This window comes from Dactylosporangium fulvum (assembly GCF_025137375.1).
Taxonomy (GTDB): Bacteria; Actinomycetota; Actinomycetes; order Mycobacteriales; family Micromonosporaceae; genus Dactylosporangium; species Dactylosporangium fulvum.
The window spans coordinates 8,081,959-8,104,513 of record NZ_CP073720.1; the positions used below are offsets into that span (position 1 = coordinate 8,081,959).

A 22,555-nucleotide genomic window follows, 5' to 3' on the forward strand; every position below is an offset into this window, starting at 1 on the left:
CGTCACGCGGGGGCGGACAGGGCGGCGCGCATCTCACCCACTGGCGCCTTGACGCCGGTGAACAACTCGAACTGGTCGACCGCCTGCCACAACAGCAGGTCGAGGCCGGACACGATCGCGCAGCCGGCCGCCTGGGCCGCCGCGGCGAGCGGGGTCGGCCACGGGTCGTAGATCGCGTCGAACACGACCGGCCGGCCGGACCAGTCGGCGACGGCGAGGTGGTCGGCGGCGCCCTTCGGCACCGTGGAGATCACGACCGGCGCCGCGGCGCACTCGTGCGCCTTCTCCCAGGGCGCGGCGTCGAGCGCGACGTCGAGCGCGTCCGCGACCGGCCGCAGCTCCTCGGCCGCCTCCGGGCGCCGGGTGTAGATCGTCACGTCGGCGGCCAGACTGGCGGCGGCCGCGATCGCCGCCCGCGCGGTCCCGCCGCCGCCGAGCAGCGCCAGGCGCGGCCTCCGGGACACTCCCGCCTCCAGCAGCGCCCGGACCATGCCCGGGGCGTCGGTGTTGTAGGCATGCCACCCGTACGGCCGGCGGACCAGCGTGTTCGCCGCGCCGATCGCCTGCGCGAAGGGGTCGACGAGGGCCGCGACCCGCAGCGCCTCCTCCTTCAGCGGCATGGTCAGCGACAGGCCGGCCCACTCCTGGCCCAGCCCGTCGACCAGGCCCCGCAGCTCCGCTTCGCCGCAGTCGATCGAGGTGTACGTCCAGTGCCGCAGGCCGGCAGCCGCATAGCCGGCGTTGTGCAGCGCCGGAGACCTGGAGTGGCTGACCGGGCGGCCGAGAACGGCCGCCCGGCGAGTGGGGTCAGTAGGCACCGTTCTTCTTCGCCGTCTCGATGTTGCGCAGGTGCTGGTTGTAGTCGTCGGTGAACGCCGAGTTCTTGTCCTTGTCGATCAGCACGAAGTAGAGCCACTTCTCGTTGGGCGTCGGGTTGAGCGCCGCGTTGAGCGCCTCCTTGCCCGGGTTGCCGATCGGCCCCGGCGGGAGGCCCGCCTGCCCATACGTCCGGTACTCGTTCTTCGGGTCGGTGAGCTCGGCGGTGGTCAGGTTGTGCTTGCGGGGCATGCCGTTGAGCTCGCGCCAGTAGTTGGTGGTGGAGTCGAACTCGAGGTTCATCGGCGGCTTCTTGTTGAGCCGGTTGTAGATGACCCGGGCGACCTTCGGCATGTCGGCGACGGTGCCCGCCTCGGCCTGCACCAGCGAGGCGTTGATGAGCGCCGCGAACGGCATCAGGTCCTTGCCCTGCGCCACGTTGACGATGTCGAGCTCCTGGACGACGGCCATGAACCGGGCGACCATCTTCTTGAGGATCGCGGTGGCGTCGTCGGACGGCCCGAACTCGTAGGTGTCCGGGAAGAGGAAGCCCTCGACGGTCTTGTTGACCTTCTTGCCGTCGGTGCGGTTGAACCAGAAGTCCGGCACGCCCAGCGCGATCGGGTCCTTGGCCGCGGCGGCGAAGTCCTCGACCTTGATGCCGGTCTGTTTGGAGAGCGCCTCGAAGGTCGCCTTGATCGTCAGCCCTTCCGGGATCGTCACCCGGTCGACGACCTTGTTCTTCGGATCGGCCAGCAGGGAGAGCGCATCGGCGGCCCGCATCTGCTTGCGCAGCTTGTAGAAGCCCGGCTGGATCTTCTTGCTGCGTTCCTCGTTCTTCTTGGCCGCCTCGACGAATGCCTTGGTGCTCTTGACCACGCCGGCGTCCAGCAGGGTCTGGGCGATCCCCAGTGCGGTGTCGCCCTTCTTGACCTCGACCGTCACCTCACCGCTGCCGCCCCCGTTGTAGTCGGGGGCGGCGAACAGGTCCTTGACGCGATCGACACCCGCATACACACCGACCGCAAGACCGCCGATGACCAGCAAGCTGATGAAGAAGGCGAGGAAGGTCTTTCCGCCGCGTCCCTTCTTCTTCCTCCTGACGGGTCCGGAAGCGGCGCGACGCCGGTGTCGCGGCCGCTCCTCTTCCTCCCACGCCAGATCCAGCTCGTTCATCTGCACACTGCCTCCTGGCGCTCAGCCGCGAACTGCTCCGGCCCGTCGGGCGTCGAGCCACCTCTGCAGGATCTCCACCGCGGCCACCTGGTCGACGACCGCGCGTTGACGTCGGCCCCGGACGCCACGCTCCGACAGCCTACGTGTTGCAGCCGCCGTGGACATCCTCTCGTCCGTCAGCAAGACGGGCACGGGAGCCGCCAACTCGGCGAGGCGATCCGCATATTGCCTGATCAAACCCGCTGCTGGCCCTTCTTTGCCGGCGAGGTTGATCGGCAATCCAACGATGATCTCAACAGCCTCGTATTCAGCAACGTAAGCAAGAATGTCCGACATGTCGGATGGAGTTTGGTCACTCTCCGTACGCTGATCACGCGCAACGGTGGCGACCGGACTGGCGAGAATCCCGTCGGGATCGCAGACCGCGACGCCGACGCGGACACTGCCGACGTCGATGCCGATCCGCCGGCCTCGCACCCATTCCTGCCTCACGCTAGGCACCCTAACCCCGCCAGCCACTCTGTCACCGCCCACGCCCGTCGATCTTGCACCATGCGAGCTCCACTTCTCCAAGAATGCCGGTTTTGTACAGCTCGGCAAGCAGCCGCTTCACCCGGGTGTCGTCACCCTGATCGATGCGCCTCACACGTTCCGGCTCGGACACCGAGCCGGACGGTTGCGTGTCGCACCCGAGTGGTCCTCCCCGTCGGACAGCCGCCGCGACGACAGCTCATTTCGGCGAGCTGACCTTGGCGGAATTCCGTGCCCATGGCCACGGATTTCGACCAAGGTCAAGCTGGTCCGACGCGCCCCACCACGTGAACCGAACGCCCGGTTGCCGGCAAGCGCGCCCGGAACAGGCCGTTGCCCTGTCCGCGACGGAGCGCGAACAGGGCAACAGGCAGGCCACAAGGAGCGCTTGCCGAGCCGGCCCGCCGGTCCTCCGGTGGGGCCGGCACTTCCGGGGGCCGCCGATCTCCGGTGGGGCCGGCGCCGACAGCGGCGCCGGCCAGGGGTGGCGCCTCCGGCGAAAGGCCGTCCTACAGGACACTCCACGGCGCTTGCAGGGCGCACTTCGCGGCGCTTACAGGGCACGCTCCACGGCGGTCAGCAGGGCCGGGGCCTCCGTCGCGGGGACGCCGCCGCCCTGGGCCAGGTCGGCGCTGCCGCCGCCGCGGCCGGACAGGGCGCCCTTCACCAGGTCACCGGCGCTCAGGCCGCGGGACTTGGCCGCGCCGTTGACACCGACGACCAGGGACGCCTTGCCGCCGGACCGGGAGGTTACGGCGACGACCGCCGGCCGGTCCGACGGGATGCGCCCGCGGATCTCCTGGACCAGCGTGCGGACCTCGTTGGCCGAGGTGCCCTCCGGCGCCTCGGTGCCGACGAAGGCGACCCCGCGGATGTCGCGCGCCGCGTCGGCCAGGCCGCCGGCGCCCGCCAGGACCAGCTGCACACGCAGCTTCTCCAGCTCCCGCTCGGCGTCGCGCAGCTGCGCCACGGTCTGCTCGACCCGGTCGGCGACCTGGTCACCGGGCACGCGGAACAGCTCCGCGAGCCGCGACACGAGCACGTGCTCACGCGCCAGGTGGCCGAACGCGTCGAGACCGACGAGGGCCTCCACACGCCGCACGCCCGCACCGACGGACGACTCGGACAGAATCTTCACCAGGCCGAGCTGGCTGGATCGCTCGACGTGGGTGCCGCCGCACAGCTCACGGGCGTAGTCGCCGACCTCGACGACCCGGACCTCGTCGCCGTACTTCTCGCCGAACAGCGCCATCGCGCCGAGCTTGCGCGCCTCCTCCTGCGAGGTGATGAACGCGTGCACCAGCAGGTCACGCAGGAGCACCTCGTTGACCTGCTGTTCCACGTCGGTCAGCACGCTCTGCGGCACCGCGCCGGGCGTGTTGAAGTCGAACCGCAGCCGGCCCGGCGCGTTGAGCGAACCCGCCTGGGTCGCCGACTCACCGAGGAAGTTGCGCATCGTCTGGTGGATCAGGTGGGTCGCGGTGTGCGCCCGCGACACGGCCCGCCGCCGGTTGACGTCGATCTCGGCGAACGCGGCGTCACCGACCCGCACCTCGCCGTCGAGCACCTTCGCCCGGTGCACGATGAGGCCGGGCAGCGGCGACTGCACGTCGATGACCTCGACCCGGCCGCTGCCGAGCGTGATGATGCCCATGTCGGCCTGCTGGCCACCGCTCTCCGCGTAGAACGGGGTCGCGTCGAGGACCAGCGAGATCTCGTCGCCCTCCCCCGCCACCGTCGCGCCGAGCAGCGACCGGACCCGCGACTCGCGGGCGACCTCGCGGTATCCGGTGAACTCGACCGGACCGCCCTCTTCGAGCGCCGCCCGGTACGCCGACAGGTCGGCGTGCCCGGTCTTGCGTGCCTGCGCGTCGGCCTTCGCCGCGGCCTTCTGGTCGGCCATGAGCCGGCGGAACCCGGCCTCGTCGACCCGCAAGCCCTGCTCGGCCGCGATCTCCAACGTCAGGTCGATCGGGAAGCCATAGGTGTCGTGCAACTGGAACGCCTTGTCACCAGCGAGGACCGCGCCGCCCTTCGCCTTCGTCTCCGTCACCGCCAGATCAAGGATGGTCGTGCCCGCCTGCAGCGTCTGCAGGAACCGCTCCTCCTCACCGTACGCATACGACGAGATCCGGTCATACTCCGCCGCCACCTCGGGATACGACGGAGACATACAGTCACGCGCGACCGGCAGCAACTCCGGCAACGCCGGACCCTCACGCCAGCCGAGCAACCGAACCGACCGGATCGCACGACGCAGAATACGGCGCAGCACATATCCACGGCCCTCGTTCGACGGGATCACACCGTCACCGATGACCATCAACGCGGTACGCACATGATCAGCGACAACCCGCAGCCGGACATCATCAGGGTGCGACTCGCTCGCGACGTGCGAGACAGCCTGCCCATACCGCTTGCCGGTCATCTCCGCGGCCCTGGCCAGGATCGGGTTGACCTCATCGATCTCGTACAGGTTGTCGACACCCTGCAGCAACGACGCGATCCGCTCGAGACCCATACCGGTGTCGATGTTCTTCGCCGGCAGCTCACCGAGAATCGGGTAGTTCTCCTTGTCGGTGCCCGCCCCCCGCTCGTACTGCATGAAGACCAGGTTCCAGAACTCCAGATACCGGTCCTCGTCGACGTCCGGGCCGCCCTCCCTGCCGTAGGCCGGTCCCCGGTCGAAATACAACTCCGAACACGGACCGCACGGGCCGGGAATGCCCATCGACCAGTAGTTGTCCTTCTTGCCCCGCCGCACGATCCGGTCCATGGGCAGACCGACCGTCTTGTGCCAGATGTCGATCGCCTCGTCATCGTCGAGGTACACCGTGGCCCAGATCCGCTCCGCGTCCAACCCCAGGCCACCATCAGCGACCGACTTGGTCGCCAGATCCCAGGCGAGACCGATCGCGCCTTCCTTGAAATAGTCACCGAACGAGAAGTTCCCGTTCATCTGGAAGAACGTCCCATGGCGACTGGTCTTACCGACCTCCTCGATATCCGGCGTGCGGATGCACTTCTGCACCGAGGTCGCCCGCTGATACGGCGGAGTCCGCTGACCCAGGAAGAACGGCACGAACTGCACCATGCCGGCGTTGACGAACAGCAGATTCGGATCGTCCACCGCCGGCAACGGCGCCGACGGCACCACAGTGTGCCCGTTCGCCTCGAAATGGGCCAGGAAACGACGCTTGATCTCCGCGGTTCTCATCGGTGCTGCCGGCCTTCCGGGTTCAGGTCTTCGTCCAAGGTCAAACCATCGGTGAACGCTGCGTGGATCTCGGCCTCGCGCTCAGCCATGCCCTCGCGCACGTCGTCGACGAAGTCGCGCACCGATCCGGCGATGCCGGCGGCCGAGCTCCGCGCCGAGGCGGCGAGTCCCTGCGGGGTGAAGGTCTGAGCCTTCTTGGTGATCGCACGGACCACCAGCGCCCCGACGGCGAGTCCGACTCCGAGCCACAGCAACCGCCGCATGGCTCAACCTTTCTTTTCGCTCTGGATGTGATACGGGCAAAGCCCGCTCTCTGCGCCGCTCAGCCGCGCCGGCGACGCTGTCTGATCTGCTCGCGGACCTCCGCCTCGTCGGCCTCCCGGCGACGGTTGGCGGCGGCCTTGCGAACGCCGTAACCGAACGCGGCAACCTTCACCAGCGGATTGGCCGCGGCGGCGCTGACCACTGTGGACAGGTTCGCAACATTCGCGCTGACGTGCGACACGTTTTCGGTGATCGTGTCGATCCGCGCGAGCTGCATGTTGACCCCGTCGAGCGTGGTGTGCATCTGCTGGAGAGCCACGTTGACGTTGTCGATGGTCATGTTGACCCGCTCCAGCATGGGCGTGGTCTGGTCCGCGGCGTCCCGCAGGGCGACGGTTGCGGCGTCGATGGTGTGCCGCACGCGCAGGATCGGCACTGCGAGCAGGCACACGAGCACAAGAAACGCCAGCGCCGCAATCAGCGCCGCCAAACCGCCAGTCGTCACGGTCACGCCGTTTCCTCCTCCACCCGCACGGATGCTCTGCTCGCTCGGACGTGCATTTCCAACGGAGGAACCCTACCCTCCGTGATGCATTGCCGCTCTTCGACCGGCCGTGTCGCCGATCTGGGAGAAACCGTAGGCGGTGGGTCTGACAAAAACTTCGTGCCGGCCGCCGCCGCTGCGGGTCGGTCAGATTGTCCCGTCAGCCGCTGTCCTTCGCGCCACCGGGGTCGTAGCTGATCCGGTTGAACACCTTGATCGTGGTCACCGCGAGAGGACAGATCGCCGTCGGACCGGGCGCGGGCGACTCGATCTCACTCGGCTGCGGTTCCGCCGACTGACTGGCGGGCTGGCTGGCCGGCGCCTTGGCGGTGGGCTTCCCGCTCGGCGCCGGTGGAGGGCTGACGGTAGGCCGTGCCTTCACATCGCAGACAGCCGCGCGCACCCACAGGTCCAGCACGTACTCGTCGCGCTGCCAGCACGTCTGGATCCCGTCGACGCCCTCGGCCTGGCAGTCTGGTATGTCCCACTCTACCCAGCCGGCATCCCGCAGCTTGCCGACGAACGCACGGTTGGTCTCCTCCGGCCCGCGCGCCGACTCCCACGTCCGCTGTCGTGATCGACACTCGTTGATGCACCACCGGCTGCCGATCGCGCCGTCGGTCGGGTTCCGGGCCGCCCACTCGGGCAGCTTGAGGTTGTCGAGCTCGACGAACACTGGGTCACGAGTGAACTCGCGGATGATGAAAAACGCCGCCGGCGCGCTCACGACCGCGAGCACCATGAAGATGATCGTGGCCATGCGCAGCTGCCGGACCCGCTTCGCCTGCGCACGCTGCAACAACCCGAACGGCGCGATCTGGGTGGTGGACTCCCAGTCGAACGCACCCGCCGACTTTGCCGTGCCGCGGTACGTGGTGGGGTTGGGATCGAACCGCGCCAGGTCGACGAACGGCTTCGGCGGCCCCTCCCCCGGACGGCCACCGGGACCGCCCGGCGGCTGGCCGGGGTGCCGCGCACCGTACGCCGCAGGCCGCCCGCCGCGATCGTCCCCGCCGCCCGGCTGGGCCGGCACCGAGGCACGCCCACCGGCACCGCCCGGACCACGACCACCAGGCCCGTCCGGCCCGTCACCACGACCGGCAACGCCGCCCGAACCACGACCGCCAGATCCGTCCGGCCCGTCACCACGACCGGCAACACCGCCCGAACCACGACCGCCTGGCCCGTCCGGACCGCTGTCGCCGGGCCAATCCGGGCCACCACCCGGACCGCCCATGCGGCCGGCGGCCATGCCCACCGCCTGTCGCCCGCGACCCCCGGGCCCGTCCGGCCCACCGCCGCGCCCACCGGCACCGCCCGGACCACGACCACCAGATCCGTCCGGCCCGTCACCACGACCGGCAACGCCGCCCGAACCACGACCACCAGGTCCGTCCGGCCCACCGCCGCGGCCGGCAGCACCGCCCGGGCCCGGACCATCGAGCCCATCCGGACCGCCGCCACGACCGACAACACCGTCCGGACCACGACCACCGGGCCCGTCGGGATCGTCCGGGCCGCCCGTGCGGCCAGGGACCATGCCCATACCCTGCCGCCCGCGACTACTAGGGCCGTCCGGCCCGTCACCACGACCGACAACGTCGGCCGGACCACGGCCGGCCGGCCCGTCCGGACCGCTGCCACGACGACGACCGCCGCCGGGAACGTCCGGACCGTTGCCACGACCACGGCCGCCGGGCGTGTCCGGACCGCCGGTGTCCCGGTTGCCCGCGCCGTGAACACCACCGTCCTGAACCCCGCCCGGGGCGCCGCCCTGAACGGCGCCGCCGGGAACTGCGATGCCCGGCACAGCGGCGCCCGGCACAGCGGTGCCCGCGCGGCCGCCGGTGCCCTGCGGCTCGCGCCCGGCCACTGGCGGACGGCCGCCGGCACCCGGTCCGTCCGCAGGACCGCTGAAGCCCTGTTGCTCGCGTCCGGGCACCGCGGCACGGCCGCCGCCCGGCACGGTCGCTCGCCCGCCGGGGGCCTGCGGCTCGCGCCCGGGCACCGACGCCCGGCCGCCGCCGGGGATGCCTGCGCCCGGGACAGCCGCGCGGCCGGGTGGGCCGTCGAGGTTCGGCTCGCCGCGGCGGGGCTCGGGGAGCGCCCGGCGCCCGCCGGACGGCGACTCACTGTCCGCGGGGCGAACGGGGTCGGCGGGCCGGACCGGATCGACCGGGCGGGCACCGTGCCGGCCCTGGCTCTCCTGCGGCCACACCGGCACGTCGGCCGGGCGGGAAGCCGGGCCACCGGCCGCCCGGCGACCGCTGGTGCGCTGTGATCCCGACGGCGACTCGCGGTCGGCAGCGCCCTCGCTCCGCGCGGCCCAGGGTGCGGCCGGGCCGGGGTCCTGCCGCCAGCCCTCGGCCGCACGCCGCCGACCCGAGGGCGACTCCTCAGCGTCCGGCACCGCACGCCGCCGACCCGACGGCGACTCCTCAGCATCCGGCACCGCACGCCGCCGACCCGAAGCCGACTCCTCAGCATCCGGCACCGCACGACGCCGACCCGAAGCCGACTCGGGCACGGCGTGGCGCCGACCTGAAGGGGACTCCCGATCCGCCGGCCACAGCGGCCCCGCCGCAGGAGGCGGCGGTGTCTGCGGCTCCGGCCGCCACGTCTGCGTCGGCTCCGGCGCCGCGCCCCGGGACTGGGGCGGAACCCCGGACCGGCGCGGCGGATTCACCTGATCGAGGACGTCGTGCTGGACCGGCACCGCGGCGTCCGCGCCGAAGTCGTCCGGCCGGCCCAGGTCGGCGTCACCGCCGCGCGAGCTGCGCAGCTCGGCGAGCCAGCCCAGGTCCTCGTCACTCGGGCCATCTTCGGCCTTGCCGCGGCCACGCCGCTTCTTGGCCTCGTCTCGACCCGAAGTCACCGGTGCCGCTCCTCCACGCTGTCTGTATCCGAAGCGCCGGCCCCGTCGCCGGCCGCTCCGGTCCCCCGCACGATACGCCGCAGTTTCGGCAATCGTTCCGCCACCGCGCGTTCCGCGCCATGGCCCTTCGGTCGGTAGTACTCCCGGTCGTCGAGCCCTTCCGGCGCGTACCGTTGCTGCGCAACGCCTCTCGGATCGTCGTGAGGGTATTTGTACCCTTGGCCGTGCCCGAGCCGGGACGCCCCCCTGTAGTGCGAATCGCGTAAATGTGCGGGAACCGCACCGCCCCGCCCGGCCCGCACGTCGTCCAGCGCCGCGCCGATCGCCACGACGACCGCGTTGGACTTCGGCGCGAGCGCGAGGTGGATCACCGCCTGCGCCAGGACGATCTGCGCCTCGGGCAGCCCGACGTACTCCACCGCGTGCGCCGCCGCCGTCGCGATCGGCAGGGCGGTCGGGTCGGCCATCCCGATGTCCTCGCTGGCCGAGACGATGATGCGCCGGGCGATGAACCGGGCGTCCTCACCGGCGACGATCATGCGCGCCAGGTAGTGCAGGGCGGCGTCGACGTCGGAGCCGCGGATGCTCTTGATGAACGCGCTGACCACGTCGTAGTGCTCGTCGCCGGCGCGGTCGTAACGCAGAGCCGCCACGTCGACGGCCTTCTCCGCGGTGGGCAGGTCGACCTCGGGCATGCCCTGCGCGGTCGCGGCGCCGGCGGCGGCCTCGAGCGCCGTCAACGCCTTTCTGACGTCGCCGCCGGCAAGCCGTACGAGATGATGCTCCGCCTCCGCGGCCAGCGTCACCACGCCGTCCAGCCCGCGCGGATCGATGACCGCCCGGCGCAGGAGCGTGCGGACGGCGTCGCCGCTGAGCGGCTGCAGGGTCAGCAGCACGCAGCGGGACAGCAGGGGCGAGATGACGGAGAAGTACGGGTTCTCGGTCGTCGCGGCGAGCAGCGTCACCGTGCGGTCCTCGACGGCGGCGAGCAGCGAGTCCTGCTGGGTCTTGCTGAACCGGTGGACCTCGTCGATGAACAGGACGGTCGGCGGGCCGCCGCGGCGGCGCTCCTTGCGGGCGGTGTCGATGACCGAGCGCACGTCCTTGACGCCGGCGGACAGCGCCGACAGCGCGACGAACCGGCGGTCGGTGGCGCCGGCGACGAGGTGGGCGATGGTGGTCTTGCCCGAGCCGGGCGGGCCCCACAGGATGACCGACATCGGTGAGGCACCGCCGACGAGCTGCCGCAACGGCGCGCCCGGCGCGAGGAGGTGTTCCTGGCCGACCAGCTCGTCGAGGCTGGCCGGGCGCATCCGGACCGCGAGCGGCGCGTCGGCGGCGACGTCGTCGAAGCCGCCGGTGATGCCGCCGGAGGGCGCGGGATCGCCGCCGCCGCCCGCTGGTTGAACCTCAAACAACCCGTCCACGGCCCCCGACCCTACAGTCGGGGGCCGACGGTTTCGTAACCGTTCAACGCGACCGTTCGACCGGCACCGTGACGTCGTGCGGGATCGGGGCCTTGGGCTTGGCGTCGACGCCGGCCTCGGCGCGCTGCTCCGGGGTGATCGGCGTCGGGGCGCCGGTCAGCGGGTCGTAGCCGCCGCCGGTCTTCGGGAACGCGATCACCTCACGGATCGAGTCCGCGCCGGACAGGAGCATGCAGATGCGGTCCCAGCCGAAGGCGATGCCGGCGTGCGGGGGCGGCCCGTACTTGAACGCCTCGAGCAGGAAGCCGAACTTCTCGTTGGCGTCCTCGGACGAGATGCCGAGGACCTCGAAGACCCGGCGCTGCACGTCGCCGCGGTGGATACGGACCGAGCCGCCGCCGATCTCGTTGCCGTTGCACACGATGTCGTACGCGTAGGCGAGCGCCTCGCCCGGCGAGCCCTCGAACCGGTCGATCCACTCACGGTTCGGCGAGGTGAACGGGTGGTGCACGGCCGTCCAGCCCTTGGCGCCGCCACCGGTGCCGCCGGCCTCGGGGTCGGTCGGCTCGAACATCGGGGCGTCGACGATCCAGCAGAACGCCCAGGCGCTCTCGTCGACGAGCTTCGCGCGGCGGGCGATCTCGACGCGGGCCGCGCCGAGGAGCTCCTGCGCCTCACGACGCTCGTTGGCCGCCGCGAAGAAGATCGCGTCGCCCGGCTTGGCGCCGACCACGTCGGCGAGCCCGGCCAGGTGGGCCTCGGAGAGGTTCTTCGCGACCGGGCCGCGGGGCTCTCCGGTCTCCGCGTCGAGGACGACGTAGGCCAGGCCACGCGCGCCGCGCGCCTTCGCCCAGTCCTGCCAGCCGTCGAGCTCCTTGCGGGTCTGCGCGGCACCGCCGGGCATCACGACCGCGCCGACGTAGCCGCCGGCCTCGATGGCGCCGGCGAACACGCGGAACTCGGTCCCGCGGAGGTACTCGGTCAGCTCGGTGAGTTCCACGGAGTAGCGCAGGTCGGGCTTGTCCGAGCCGTAGCGGGCCATGGCGTCGTGCCAGGTCAGCTTCGGGATCTCGCCGACGATGTCGTGCCCGGCGAGGTCGGACCACAGCGCCCGGACGATCGACTCGCCGAGCTCGATGATGTCTTCCTGCGTCACGAAGGACATCTCGATGTCCAGCTGGGTGAACTCCGGCTGACGGTCGGCGCGGAAGCCCTCGTCGCGGTAGCAGCGGGCGATCTGGTAGTACCGCTCCAGGCCGCCGACCATCAGCAGCTGCTTGAACAGCTGGGGCGACTGGGGCAGCGCATACCACGTGCCGGGCTGCAGGCGCACCGGCACCAGGAAGTCGCGGGCGCCCTCGGGCGTCGAGCGGGTCAGCGTCGGCGTCTCCACCTCGACGAAGTCCCGGTCGGCGAGCAGGTTGCGGGCGATCTGGTTGGCCCTGGACCGCAGCTTCATCGCCTTGTGCGGGCCCGAGCGGCGCAGGTCGAGATAGCGGTACCGGTACCGCACGTCGTCGCTCGCCGCTTCGTTGTCGTCGACGGGCAGCGGCAACGGCGCCGCCTCGGACAGCACCTCCAGCGTCGAGGCGACGACCTCGACCTCGCCGGTGGGCAGGTCCGGGTTCTCGTTGCCGGCCGGGCGGGCGGTGACCTCGCCGGTGACGAGCACGCAGTACTCGTTGCGCAGCGCGTGGGCGGCTTCCATCTCCTCGCGGAACACGACCTGCACCACGCCGGAGGCATCCCGGAGATCCACGAAGATGACGCCGCCGTGGTCGCGACGGCGGGCCACCCACCCGGCCAGCGTCACGGTGGAGCCGGCGTCGGAAGCCCGCAGGGTGCCGGACTCATGGGATCGGATCACAGGGTTGTCTCCTTCGGCGATCTACGTGACGTGGGACATTCTCTCACCGCAAGGTGGGGGCCAGATCCTCGGCCGGTGGGTTCCACAGGGCCGCGTCGGCCGGCACCTGCTCGCCGCTGCGGATGTCCTTGACCTGGTCGCCGCCCTCGGCGGCGGCGCTGGCCGGGAACCACACGAACGGGATTCCGCGGCGCTCGGCGTACCGGATCTGCTTGCCGAGCTTGGCGGGCACCGGAGCGACCTCGGTCGCGATGCCGCGGGCCCGCAGCGCGGCGGCGATCCGGTTGCTCGTCGCGCGCTCCTCCTCGCTCCACAGCGCGACCAGCACCGCGGTCGGCACCGGCCGCGAGACGCCGATCGCGTCGGCGTTGAACAGCAGGCCGAGCAGGCGGGACACCCCGATGGAGATGCCCACGCCGGGGAAGACGTCACGGCCGGCGCTGGCCAGGTTGTCGTACCGGCCGCCGGAGCAGATCGAGCCGAAGCGCTCGAAACCGGCCATCTCGGTCTCGTACACGGTGCCGGTGTAGTAATCGAGGCCGCGGGCGATCTTGAGCGTGGCCTCGACCAGGCCCGGCGCGTGCTCGCGGGCGGTCTCGACCACCGCGGCGAGCTCGGCGATGCCCTCGTCGAGCAGCGGGTGCTCGACGCCGAGAGCGCGCACGGCGTCCTCGAAGGAGGCGTCCTGCGCCCGGATCTCGGCCAGCGCCAGGGTGGCCTTGGCCTGCGCGTCCGTCGCCCCGCCCTCGATCAGCAGCTCGGCGACCCCGGCGGGGCCGATCTTGTCGAGCTTGTCGACCGCGCGCAGCACCGCCTCGGGGTCCTCGAGCCCCAGGCCGCGGTAGAAGCCCTCGCAGAGCTTCCGGTTGTTTACCATGATCTTGACGGCCGGGATCGGCAGCGAGCGCAGCGCGTCACCGATCACCAGCGGGATCTCGGCCTCGTAGTGGGCCGGGAGCGTGTCACGGTCGACGATGTCGATGTCGGCCTGCAGGAACTCGCGGTAGCGCCCCTCCTGCGGCCGTTCTCCCCGCCAGACCTTCTGGATCTGGTACCGCCGGAAGGGAAACTGGAGCTTTCCGGCATTTTCAAGCACATAACGCGCGAACGGGACGGTCAGGTCGAAGTGCAGCCCCAGGCTCTGTTCCTCGTCGCCCTCCGCGGCCTGGAGACGGCGCAGCGTGTACACCTCCTTGGAGGTCTCGCCCTTGCGCAGGAGCTGGTCGAGCGGCTCGACCGCGCGGGTCTCCAGGGACGAGAAGCCATAGAGCTCGAAGGTGCGCCGGAGCCGGTCGAGCACCTGCTGCTCGACGATGCGCTGCGCCGGGGACCACTCCGGGAAGCCGGACAGCGGTGTGGGTCGGGTCATCGGTCGTTACCAGCCTTTTCGGGGAGCCGCGGCCTCACCCAGGTAGGGATTGCGGGCGCGCTCGCGGCCGATGGTCGTCTGGGGGCCGTGGCCGGGCAGGACGATGGTCTCGTCGGGCAGCGTGAGCACCTTGTCGCGAAGGCTCGCGAGCATCTGGGTCATGCTGCCGCCCGGCAGGTCGGTGCGCCCGATCGAGTCGCGGAAGAGCACGTCGCCGCTGAAGCAGACGTCCTCGCCGCCCTCGGAGGTGCGGAACAGCACCGACCCGCGCGTATGACCGGGCGCGTGGTCGACGGTCAGCTCCAGACCGGCGATCTTGAGCACCGTGCCGTCCTCGAGCGGCGCCACGTCCTCCGGCTCGGTCCACTGCAGCCGCCCGCCGAACAGCGACGTGAGATCCGGGCTGAGGCCTTTGGCCGGGTCGGCGAGCATCTCGGTGTCGTCCGGGTGGATGTACGCGGTGATGCCGCGCGCGCCGCAGACCGGTGTCACGGAGAATGTGTGGTCGAGGTGACCGTGCGTGAGCAGGACCGCGGCGGGCTGGAGGCGGTGCTCGGCGAGCACCTCGTCGAGCCGGTCGACGACCCCGATGCCGGGATCGATGACCACGCACTGTTCACCCGGGGCGGGAGCGACCACATAGCAGTTGGTCCCGAACGCCTCGGCGGGGAAGCCGGCGACGAGCAACGCGGCTCTCCTGTCTGTCGATGTCCCTGCAGCAACGCCGTAAACCCTATCCGGAGGTCAGGCACAGCGAACCGTGACCGGGCGGCGACCCGCATTCCGACTTCTACCCGTACACTCTGGCGGGCGTGTGACGTGTCACCCAAATGTATTTTCCTGGAGGGGAGCACCGGTGGCTTCCAGTAAGGCCCGGCAGCGCGCTTTGGCGCGCGCGAAGACCGAGCGGCAGATCGCGCGACGTGCCGCCGTGGCGCGACGGCGTCGGCAGTGGCAGGCCGGCATCGGCAGCGCTGTTGCGCTCGCCCTGCTCGTCCTGGTCGTGATCTGGAAGACCGGCGGGTTCGACCCCGAACCGGTGCGCGCTTCGGACTGCGCCTGGACGCCGATCGAGCAGGGTGACGGCATCCTCGACGTGGGCAAGCCGCGCTCGACGGGCGTGCTCAAGAACGGCGTGAAGACGATGAAGATCACGCTGGGTCAGGGCACCGTCACGGCCAGGCTCGACCCGAGCAAGGCGCCGTGCACCGTGGAGAGCTTCACGTACCTCGCGGAGAAGAAGTTCTTCGACAACACGACCTGCCACCGGTTGACCGACGCCATCCTGCAGTGCGGCGATCCGTCCGGTTCCGGCAGCGGCGGCCCCACGTACCGGTTCCCCAACGAGAACGTGCCGTCGCCGATCGTCGACCCGAGCGCGGCCGCCGACCCGAACGCCTCGGCTCCGGCGACCGGCAACGCCATCTACCCGGCTGGCACACTTGCCATGGCCCACTCCTCGGAGCCGGACAGCAACGGCAGCCAGTTCTTCCTGGTCTTCAAGGAGGTGCAGTACCCGGCCGACTACACGGTCTTCGGCACGATCGTCAGCGGGCTCGACGTTCTCGAGAAGATCGGCGCGGCCGGCAACGACGGCTCCAACCAGGCCGGCGGCGGCAAGCCGAACCAGGAGACGAAGATCAGCTCGCTGACGGTCACCGACACCGACCCGGGCGAGCCGTCAGCGGCGCCGTCCGCGTCGGGGTCGGCCGACCCGTCGGCCTCCGCCCCGGCCTCACCGGCGGCCAGCGCCTCCAGCAAGTCGTAAGTCCATCCCATCCCTGTTGAGCAAGGAGTACCGACCGTGACCACCAACCGGGACCGCCAGCGCGCCGCGGCGCGTGCGCGGCTGGAGCGGGAGATGGCCGATCGCGCCGAGAACTCCCGCGTCCGACGGCGCAGGAACACGATGATCGCCGCTGGCGCGGGCGGCCTTGTGGTCCTGCTCGGCGTGGCGTGGCTGGTGGTCGCGCTCACCAAGGGCGACGACAAGAAGACCGAGGCGGGCGCCGACCCGTCCGCGTCGGCCGCCCCGACGAGCTGCACGTGGCTGCCGCTGGTCGACCCGTCGGCGTCGCCGAAGCCGGAGATCCCGAAAGAGGTCAAGGACGTCGGCACCCCGCCGACCAGCGGCGAGCCGCGCACCGGCACGCAGCTCATGACGCTCGACACCAGCGTCGGCACTGTCAAGATCGAGATGGACACGGCGCACGCGCCCTGCGCGGCGGCGAGCTTCACGTACCTTGCGAGCAAGAAGTTCTTCGACGGCAGCAAGTGCCACCGCCTGGTGACCTCGGGCATCTACGTCCTGCAGTGCGGCGACCCGAGCGCCACCGGCATGGGCGGCCCGACCTACCGGTACGCGGAGGAGAACCTGCCGACGGGCCGCCGCCCGGCGTACACCGAGGGCATGGTCGCGATCGCCAAGACCCAGGACCCGAGCAGCAGCGGCAGCCAGTTCTTCATCGTCTACAAGGACATCGAGTCGCTGCAGGCCGACTACACGGTCCTCGGCAAGGTGACCGAGGGCCTGGACCTGGTGAAGAAGGTCGCCGAGGCCGGCGTGGTCCCGGACGCCCAGTCCCAGAGCGAAGGCGACGGCGCCCCGAAGACCGAAGTGAAGATCAACACCATGACGGTCGCCCCGGCCCAGGGCTGACCCCAGCACCGCTGGCGACGGGCCGCGCTCCCCTTTTGTCGGGGAACGCGGCCCGTCGCGTCTTCCCGCCGACACCGCATCCCGGCCCCTCCCGCGACGGCACCATCGAGCCGGACAACCAGCACCGCGCGGACCTGCATCAACGCCGCCGCCGAGTGTGCGGCGATCCCGGCCGCACGACCAACAGCGATACGGCAATCCCGACCAAGAGACGTGCGGCAACCCGGACCAACCGCCCGAGCGACACCCCCAGCCAACAGGCCAAGCAGCAGGCCAGGGCCGAGCAGCAGGCCAGGGCCGAGCAAACCAAGCGACAGCCCGGAGCCACCGGACTGAGCGGCACCCAGCCAACGGGCTGAGCAGCAAGCCGAACAGCGATCCTGGCCAAACAGGCCAAGCGGAGACTTGACCAACAGGTCGAGCGACAACCCCAGCCAGCGGACCGAGCGGCAGCCCGGGGCCAACAGGCCGAACAGCAAGCCCAGCCAATAGGCCGTGCAGCAGGCCGAACAGCCGGCCGAGGCCGACAAAGCCAAACGACAGCCCGGGGCCACCGGACCGAGCAGCAAGCCCAGCCAACGGGCCGAGCAGCAGGCCGGGGCCAGCAACCCGAGCAGAAAAAGTCCCCCGCCACCTGGTCGTATAGCAACCCCGGCCGCACGATCTGGCGCGCTCCCACCTCGTCCGACACCTCAGACCGATGTGGCAAGCCCGACGGAAGGCGGCCAGAGGACCGGCTCGCGGACCAGCATGGTGGACATTTCGGATTTATCCGACCCAGCGTCGACCCGCCCATCGGGCACACGCGAAGGCGATCCGCGAAAGTTCACCATGTGGTATCAGATCGACTTATGTCGATCAGATCGCTGGCAGTTTTCATGATCCCGAAGACTTGAGGCAGCCAGAGCAGCACAAAGTCTTCGGGATCATGAAAAATCGATACAATACACGAATGTCGATGCACCGTGATGTCCGGAATGTCCCCGCTTCCCTCAAGGGCGCCTGAGACAGGACTTGCCGGCAAGTTCGCCAGAGCAAATCACCGCCAACAATGCGCAATAAAACCGGGCAATACTGCCAAGGCGAACAATGCCGATCCGAGCAGACAATCCAATCAACAGACAGCACTGATCAAGCAGATAGTGCCCGCCAAGTCGACAACACACGAGCAAACCCGCCTGCTACCACCGGAATCCCGCCACGCGAATCAACCGCACACCAGCAAAACAGCGGCCGGACCGAGGCCCCGGGTGACCCTGGCAATCCGGGGCACGGGCGGAAGAGCACCAGCCGAAAAACCGCAGCATGAGCGGACCGTCGCCGACAGCCACCCAGCGGAATGGCAACCCATCGCCGCGGGCGGCACAGGTCCGGGAGAGGCGCCCGCCCAGAAACGGTCAGGCGCCTGAGGTGACCCTGTATGCGTCGTAGACGCCGTCGATGCGGCGCACGGCGGCCAGCAGGTGGTTGAGGTGCTTCGGGTCGGCCATCTCGAAGCTGAAGCGGCTGATGGCGACGCGGTCGCGGGTGGTCGTCACCGTTGCGGAGAGGATGTTGACCTTCTCGTCGGAGAGCACCCGCGTCACGTCGGCGAGGAGCTTGTGGCGGTCGAGGGCCTCGACCTGGATGGCGACGAGGAAGGTCGACGCGCTGGTGGGCTTCCAGCTCACCTCGAGCACCCGCTCGGGCTGCTCCTTCAGGTCGGCCGCGTTGGCGCAGTCGTCGCGGTGGACGCTCACGCCGCCGGAGCGGGTGACGAAGCCGAACACCGCGTCGCCCGGCACCGGCGTGCAGCAGCGCGCCAGCTTGATCCAGACGTCGTCGACGCCCAGCACCTCGACGCCCGGGTCGGTGGCGGCGGTGCGGGTCCTCGGCGGGCGGGTCGGGATCGCGGTCTCCGCGATGTCCTCGACCGCGCCCTCCTCGCCGCCGTAGCCGGCGACCAGCCGCTGCACGACCGACTGGGCGGACGCCTGGCCGTCGCCGACCGCCGCGTAGAGGGCGGCGACGTCGGCGAGGTGCAGCTCGCGGGCGATCGTCATCAGCGACTCGGAGGTGAGGAGCCGCTGCAGCGGCAGGCCCTGCTTGCGCATGGCCTTGACGATCGCCTCCTTGCCGGCCTCGATCGCCTCCTCGCGGCGCTCCTTGTTGAAGTACTGCCGGATCTTCGTGCGCGCTCGCGGGCTCTTGACGAAGCCGAGCCAGTCCTGGGTCGGGCCGGCGGTCTCGGACTTCGACGTGAAGATCTCGATCACGTCGCCGTTGGAGAGGGTGCTCTCCAGGGGCACGAGCTTGCCGTTGACCCGCGCGCCGATGCACTTGTGCCCGACCTCGGTGTGCACGGCGTAGGCGAAGTCGACCGGGGTCGAGCCGGTGGGCAGCGCGATCACGTCGCCCTTCGGCGTGAAGACGTAGACCTCCTGGCTGGACAGGTCGAAGCGCAGCGCGTCGAGGAACTCGCTCGGGTCGCTCGCCTCGCGCTGCCAGTCGAGCAGCTGCCGCAGCCACGTCATCTCGTCGATGTGCGCCGGCGGGCCGGCGATCGTGGCGTTCTTCGTCTCCTTGTACCGCCAGTGGGCGGCGATGCCGTATTCCGCCGTGCGGTGCATCGCATAGGTGCGGATCTGCAGCTCGACGGGCTTGCCGGTGGGGCCGATGACCGTCGTGTGCAGCGACTGGTACATGTTGAACTTCGGCATCGCGATGTAGTCCTTGAACCGGCCCGGCACGGGCTGCCAGTTCGCGTGGATCACACCGAGCGCCGCGTAGCAGTCACGCACCGTGTCGACCAGGATGCGCACGCCGACGAGGTCGTAGATGTCGCCGAAGTCGCGGCCCCGGACGATCATCTTCTGGTAGACGGAGTAGAGGTGCTTCGGCCGGCCGGTGACCTCGGACTTGATCTTCGCCGCCTTGAGGTCGGTGGCGACCTTCTGGGTGACGGTGCGCAGCAGCGAGTCGCGCTGCGGCGTGTGCTCGGCGATGAGCCGGCTGATCTCGTCGAAGCGCTTGGGGAACAGCGTGCGGAACGCCAGGTCCTCGAGCTCCCACTTGATCGTGTTCATGCCCAGGCGGTGCGCGAGCGGGGCGAGGATCTCCAGTGTCTCCTTGGCCTTCTGCTCCTGCTTGGGGCGGGGCAGGAAGGTCAGGGTGCGCATGTTGTGCAGCCGGTCGGCGAGCTTGATGACCAGCACACGCGGGTCCTTGGCCATGGCGACGACCATCTTGCGGATCGTCTCGGCCTTCGCCGCGTCGCCGAGCTTGACCTTGTCGAGCTTCGTGACGCCGTCGACGAGCAGCGTGACCTCACCGCCGAAGTCGACCTGCATCCGCTCGATCGTGTATTCCGTGTCCTCGATCGTGTCGTGCAGCAGCGCCGCGACCAGGGTCGTCGTGTCCATGCCCAGGTCGGCGAGGATCGTGGCGACGGCGAGCGGGTGCGTGATGTAGGGGTCGCCGGACTTGCGGTACTGCCCCTTGTGGAAGTGCTCGGCCATGTCGTAGGCCCGTTGGAGCAGCCGCACATCGGCCTTGGGATGGCTCGCCTTGTGCTGGGCGATCAGCGGCTCCAGCACCTCGCTGACCTGCGGGCTCTGCCACGGCGCGTTGAACCGGGCCAGCCGGGCCCGCACCCGCCGGCCGGTCGGCGCGGCGCCGACCAGCCCGAGTGCGGCGCCGGTCATGGAGCTGGCCTCGGTCAGGTCCTCGGTGTCCTCACCCGGCCCGTCGACCACGGCCCTGCGGTCGGACGCGCGCCGCTGCGGCGTCTCACCAGAGGCGCCCGGCGCGGCGGAAGGAGGCACGGGGAACTGCAGCACCACGCCGCCGGCCTCGGCCGTCTCGGGCTCGGGGGTCGGTGCGTCCTGCCGCGGTTCATCCTGCACGTGGTCGACCGTACCCTCAATGGGGGGTGCGATGTCGCCGGTCACCGGCCGCTCCTCATCGCCGACAACGTAGGAAAGGCAAGCTTACCCGCCTCTACCGACATTTCCCGTCGACCGGACGGCCCCGCGACCGGAAAACCGGCAGCCCTCACACGGTCAACAGGGCATGAACCGGACGCGGTGCGAGCTTCTCCCGCCCCGACAGAAACGCCAGCTCCAGCAGCACGCTGAAGCCGCTCACCCGGCCACCGGCCCGCTCCACGAGATCGAGGGTGGCGGCAGCGGTACCTCCTGTGGCAAGCACGTCGTCGACCACCAGCACCCGCTCCCCCGCGATGAACGCGTCGGCGTGCACCTCCAGGGCGGCCTCGCCGTATTCCAGGGCGTAGCGCGCGGTCACGGTCTCGCGGGGCAGCTTGCCGGCCTTGCGGATCGGCACGACGCCCTTGCCGGTGGCGTAGGCGACGGCGGCGGCGATGACAAACCCGCGCGCCTCGATGCCCGCGACCACGTCGAACGAGTCGGCGCCGTGCTCGGCGATGATCGCGTCGATCACGGCGGCGAACGCGGCGCCGTCGGCGAAGAGCGGCATCAGGTCCTTGAACAGGATCCCCGGCTTGGGGAAGTCCGGCACGTCCAGCACCTTGCTCGCGACCAGCTTCGAGATCTCCAACCGACGCTCCTTGGGGGAAGAAAGGGGCACGGGCGCCGCGACCGCGACGCCCGTGCCCAAGTACATCAAACCGGTCAGCGGCGGCCGCTGCCGCCACCCGGCCGGCCGCCGGCTCGCGGCCGTTTGCCGGCGCCGGGGCGGCTCGACGGCCGGGCGCCCGGGCGGGGCGCCGCGCCGGCGAGCTCCGAGCGCTCGACCTTCTTGGCCGTGCCGCCGGAGCCGCCGCTGCCGACCGGGACACCGTCGCTGTCCAGCGCCGGGGTCGCGGCCCGGCTCGCCTGCTCCTTCGCGAGCGACGCGCGCTTCGCGGCGACCCGGGCGTTGTGGGCCTGCAGCCGCGGCTCGCGGTCCTTGAGCTCGGCCAGCACCGGCGTGGCGAAGAAGATCGACGAGTACACCGCGGCGCCCATACCGATGAAGAGCACGAGGCCGAGGTCCTTCAGGGTGCCGGCGCCGAGGAGGCCCGCACCGATGAAGAGCAGGCCGCCGACGGGCAGCAGCGCGACCAGACCGGTGTTGATCGAGCGCATCAGCGTCTGGTTGACCGCCAGGTTGGCGGCCTCCGAGTACGTCTGTGTGCTCGACCCTGTGATGCCCTTGGTGTTCTCCTGCACCTTGTCGAAGACGACCACGACGTCGTACAGGGCGAAACCGAGGATCGTCAGGAAGCCGATCACGGTCGACGGGGTGACCTCGAAGCCGACGAGCGAGTACACACCGGCGGTGAGGATCAGGTCGAGCAGCAGCGACGCGATCGCCGCCACCGCCATCCGCCACTCGAATCGCGCGACCAGGTAGACGAGCACCGCGGCCAGGAAGATCACCAGGCTCAGCGCGGCCTTGTTGGTGACCTGGCCACCCCACGACGTGCTGACGGCAGAGTCGCTGATCTGCGTCGGGTTGATGTTGAACCGCTGGGCGATCGAGTCCTTGATCTCGGTCTGCCGCGCGGTGTCGTTGATCAACTCGGTCTTGATGATGTACTGGCTGTCGCCGACCGTCTGGCCGGTCTTGACCTCGACGCCCGCGTCGCCGAAGGCCTTCTCGACGTCGTCGAGCGTACCGACGCTGACGGGCACGCTGTACTGGTTGCCGCCCTCGAACTCGATGCCGAGCGAGAAGCCGCGGAACACCATGCTGCCCACCGCGATCACGATCGCGATCAGGGCGACGAAGAACCAGACCTTGCGCCGGCCGACGACGTTGACGCCGGCCTCACCGCGGTAGAGCCGGGCTGCGATGCCACCGCTCAT

General features: G+C 70.4%; 18 protein-coding genes. 3 read left to right on the top strand and 15 right to left on the bottom strand.

Annotated elements, in window-relative coordinates; translation table 11 throughout:
* Window positions 1-2: 2 nt before the first annotated feature.
* The 8 genes from Dfulv_RS36995 to Dfulv_RS37030 all read right to left on the bottom strand — a co-directional run bounded on the left by Dfulv_RS36995 (window position 3) and on the right by Dfulv_RS37030 (window position 7,581).
* Window positions 3-818, bottom strand: a complete 816-nt coding sequence (locus Dfulv_RS36995) for a shikimate dehydrogenase (RefSeq protein WP_259858465.1) — start codon at window positions 816-818, stop codon at window positions 3-5.
* On the bottom strand, window positions 808-1,992 hold the full coding sequence (mltG, locus tag Dfulv_RS37000) for an endolytic transglycosylase MltG (protein ID WP_259858466.1): 1,185 nt from the start codon (window positions 1,990-1,992) through the stop codon (window positions 808-810). The genes Dfulv_RS36995 and mltG overlap by 11 nt, the downstream gene beginning before the upstream one ends.
* A 21-nt stretch (window positions 1,993-2,013) precedes the next feature.
* Window positions 2,014-2,484 (bottom strand): Holliday junction resolvase RuvX, encoded by a 471-nt coding sequence (gene ruvX / locus Dfulv_RS37005; protein WP_259858467.1) that lies wholly within the window; start codon window positions 2,482-2,484, stop codon window positions 2,014-2,016.
* A 31-nt stretch (window positions 2,485-2,515) separates the two neighbouring features.
* Window positions 2,516-2,656: a hypothetical protein gene (locus tag Dfulv_RS37010; RefSeq protein WP_259858468.1), complete on the bottom strand. Its 141-nt coding sequence runs from the start codon at window positions 2,654-2,656 to the stop codon at window positions 2,516-2,518.
* 420 nt (window positions 2,657-3,076) lie between these two features.
* The gene (alaS, locus tag Dfulv_RS37015; RefSeq protein WP_259858469.1) at window positions 3,077-5,740 is read right to left on the bottom strand and encodes an alanine--tRNA ligase; all 2,664 of its coding nucleotides are present in this window, start codon (window positions 5,738-5,740) and stop codon (window positions 3,077-3,079) included.
* On the bottom strand, window positions 5,737-6,003 hold the full coding sequence (locus Dfulv_RS37020; protein WP_259858470.1) for a hypothetical protein: 267 nt from the start codon (window positions 6,001-6,003) through the stop codon (window positions 5,737-5,739). Before Dfulv_RS37020 ends, alaS begins: the two co-directional genes overlap by 4 nt.
* A gap of 59 nt (window positions 6,004-6,062) precedes the next feature.
* Complete coding sequence (locus Dfulv_RS37025; protein ID WP_259868752.1) at window positions 6,063-6,509, bottom strand: DUF948 domain-containing protein; 447 nt, start codon at window positions 6,507-6,509, stop codon at window positions 6,063-6,065.
* 199 nt (window positions 6,510-6,708) lie between these two features.
* On the bottom strand, window positions 6,709-7,581 hold the full coding sequence (locus Dfulv_RS37030) for a hypothetical protein (protein ID WP_259858472.1): 873 nt from the start codon (window positions 7,579-7,581) through the stop codon (window positions 6,709-6,711).
* Window positions 7,582-8,283: 702 nt separating this feature from the next.
* Between Dfulv_RS37030 and Dfulv_RS48460 the strand changes: the two genes are divergently transcribed.
* Window positions 8,284-8,829 (top strand): hypothetical protein, encoded by a 546-nt coding sequence (locus Dfulv_RS48460; RefSeq protein ID WP_264675830.1) that lies wholly within the window; start codon window positions 8,284-8,286, stop codon window positions 8,827-8,829.
* Window positions 8,830-9,419: 590 nt separating this feature from the next.
* On the opposite strand, the gene Dfulv_RS37040 is transcribed toward Dfulv_RS48460, so the two are convergent.
* The 4 genes from Dfulv_RS37040 to Dfulv_RS37055 are packed head-to-tail and all read right to left on the bottom strand — an operon-like array spanning window position 9,420 to window position 14,773.
* Window positions 9,420-10,850, bottom strand: a complete 1,431-nt coding sequence (locus Dfulv_RS37040) for a replication-associated recombination protein A (RefSeq protein WP_406567860.1) — start codon at window positions 10,848-10,850, stop codon at window positions 9,420-9,422.
* Between the two features lie 43 nt (window positions 10,851-10,893).
* On the bottom strand, window positions 10,894-12,717 hold the full coding sequence (gene aspS, locus Dfulv_RS37045; protein ID WP_259858473.1) for an aspartate--tRNA ligase: 1,824 nt from the start codon (window positions 12,715-12,717) through the stop codon (window positions 10,894-10,896).
* A gap of 43 nt (window positions 12,718-12,760) precedes the next feature.
* A complete protein-coding gene (gene hisS / locus Dfulv_RS37050) occupies window positions 12,761-14,086 on the bottom strand; it encodes a histidine--tRNA ligase (protein ID WP_259858474.1) in 1,326 nt (441 codons plus the stop codon).
* A gap of 6 nt (window positions 14,087-14,092) precedes the next feature.
* Window positions 14,093-14,773, bottom strand: coding sequence for an MBL fold metallo-hydrolase (locus tag Dfulv_RS37055; protein WP_259858475.1), 681 nt, complete (start codon window positions 14,771-14,773; stop codon window positions 14,093-14,095).
* Window positions 14,774-14,942: 169 nt separating this feature from the next.
* Between Dfulv_RS37055 and Dfulv_RS37060 the strand changes: the two genes are divergently transcribed.
* The gene (locus Dfulv_RS37060; RefSeq protein WP_259858476.1) at window positions 14,943-15,854 is read left to right on the top strand and encodes a peptidylprolyl isomerase; all 912 of its coding nucleotides are present in this window, start codon (window positions 14,943-14,945) and stop codon (window positions 15,852-15,854) included.
* A gap of 36 nt (window positions 15,855-15,890) precedes the next feature.
* Window positions 15,891-16,745, top strand: a complete 855-nt coding sequence (locus Dfulv_RS37065) for a peptidylprolyl isomerase (RefSeq protein WP_259858477.1) — start codon at window positions 15,891-15,893, stop codon at window positions 16,743-16,745.
* Between the two features lie 1,397 nt (window positions 16,746-18,142).
* Here Dfulv_RS37065 and Dfulv_RS37070 read toward each other — a convergent pair.
* The 3 genes from Dfulv_RS37070 to secF all read right to left on the bottom strand — a co-directional run bounded on the left by Dfulv_RS37070 (window position 18,143) and on the right by secF (window position 22,555).
* Complete coding sequence (locus tag Dfulv_RS37070; protein ID WP_259858478.1) at window positions 18,143-20,629, bottom strand: RelA/SpoT family protein; 2,487 nt, start codon at window positions 20,627-20,629, stop codon at window positions 18,143-18,145.
* 148 nt (window positions 20,630-20,777) lie between these two features.
* The gene (locus tag Dfulv_RS37075; RefSeq protein WP_259858479.1) at window positions 20,778-21,302 is read right to left on the bottom strand and encodes an adenine phosphoribosyltransferase; all 525 of its coding nucleotides are present in this window, start codon (window positions 21,300-21,302) and stop codon (window positions 20,778-20,780) included.
* A gap of 74 nt (window positions 21,303-21,376) precedes the next feature.
* Window positions 21,377-22,555, bottom strand: coding sequence for a protein translocase subunit SecF (gene secF / locus Dfulv_RS37080; protein ID WP_259858480.1), 1,179 nt, complete (start codon window positions 22,553-22,555; stop codon window positions 21,377-21,379).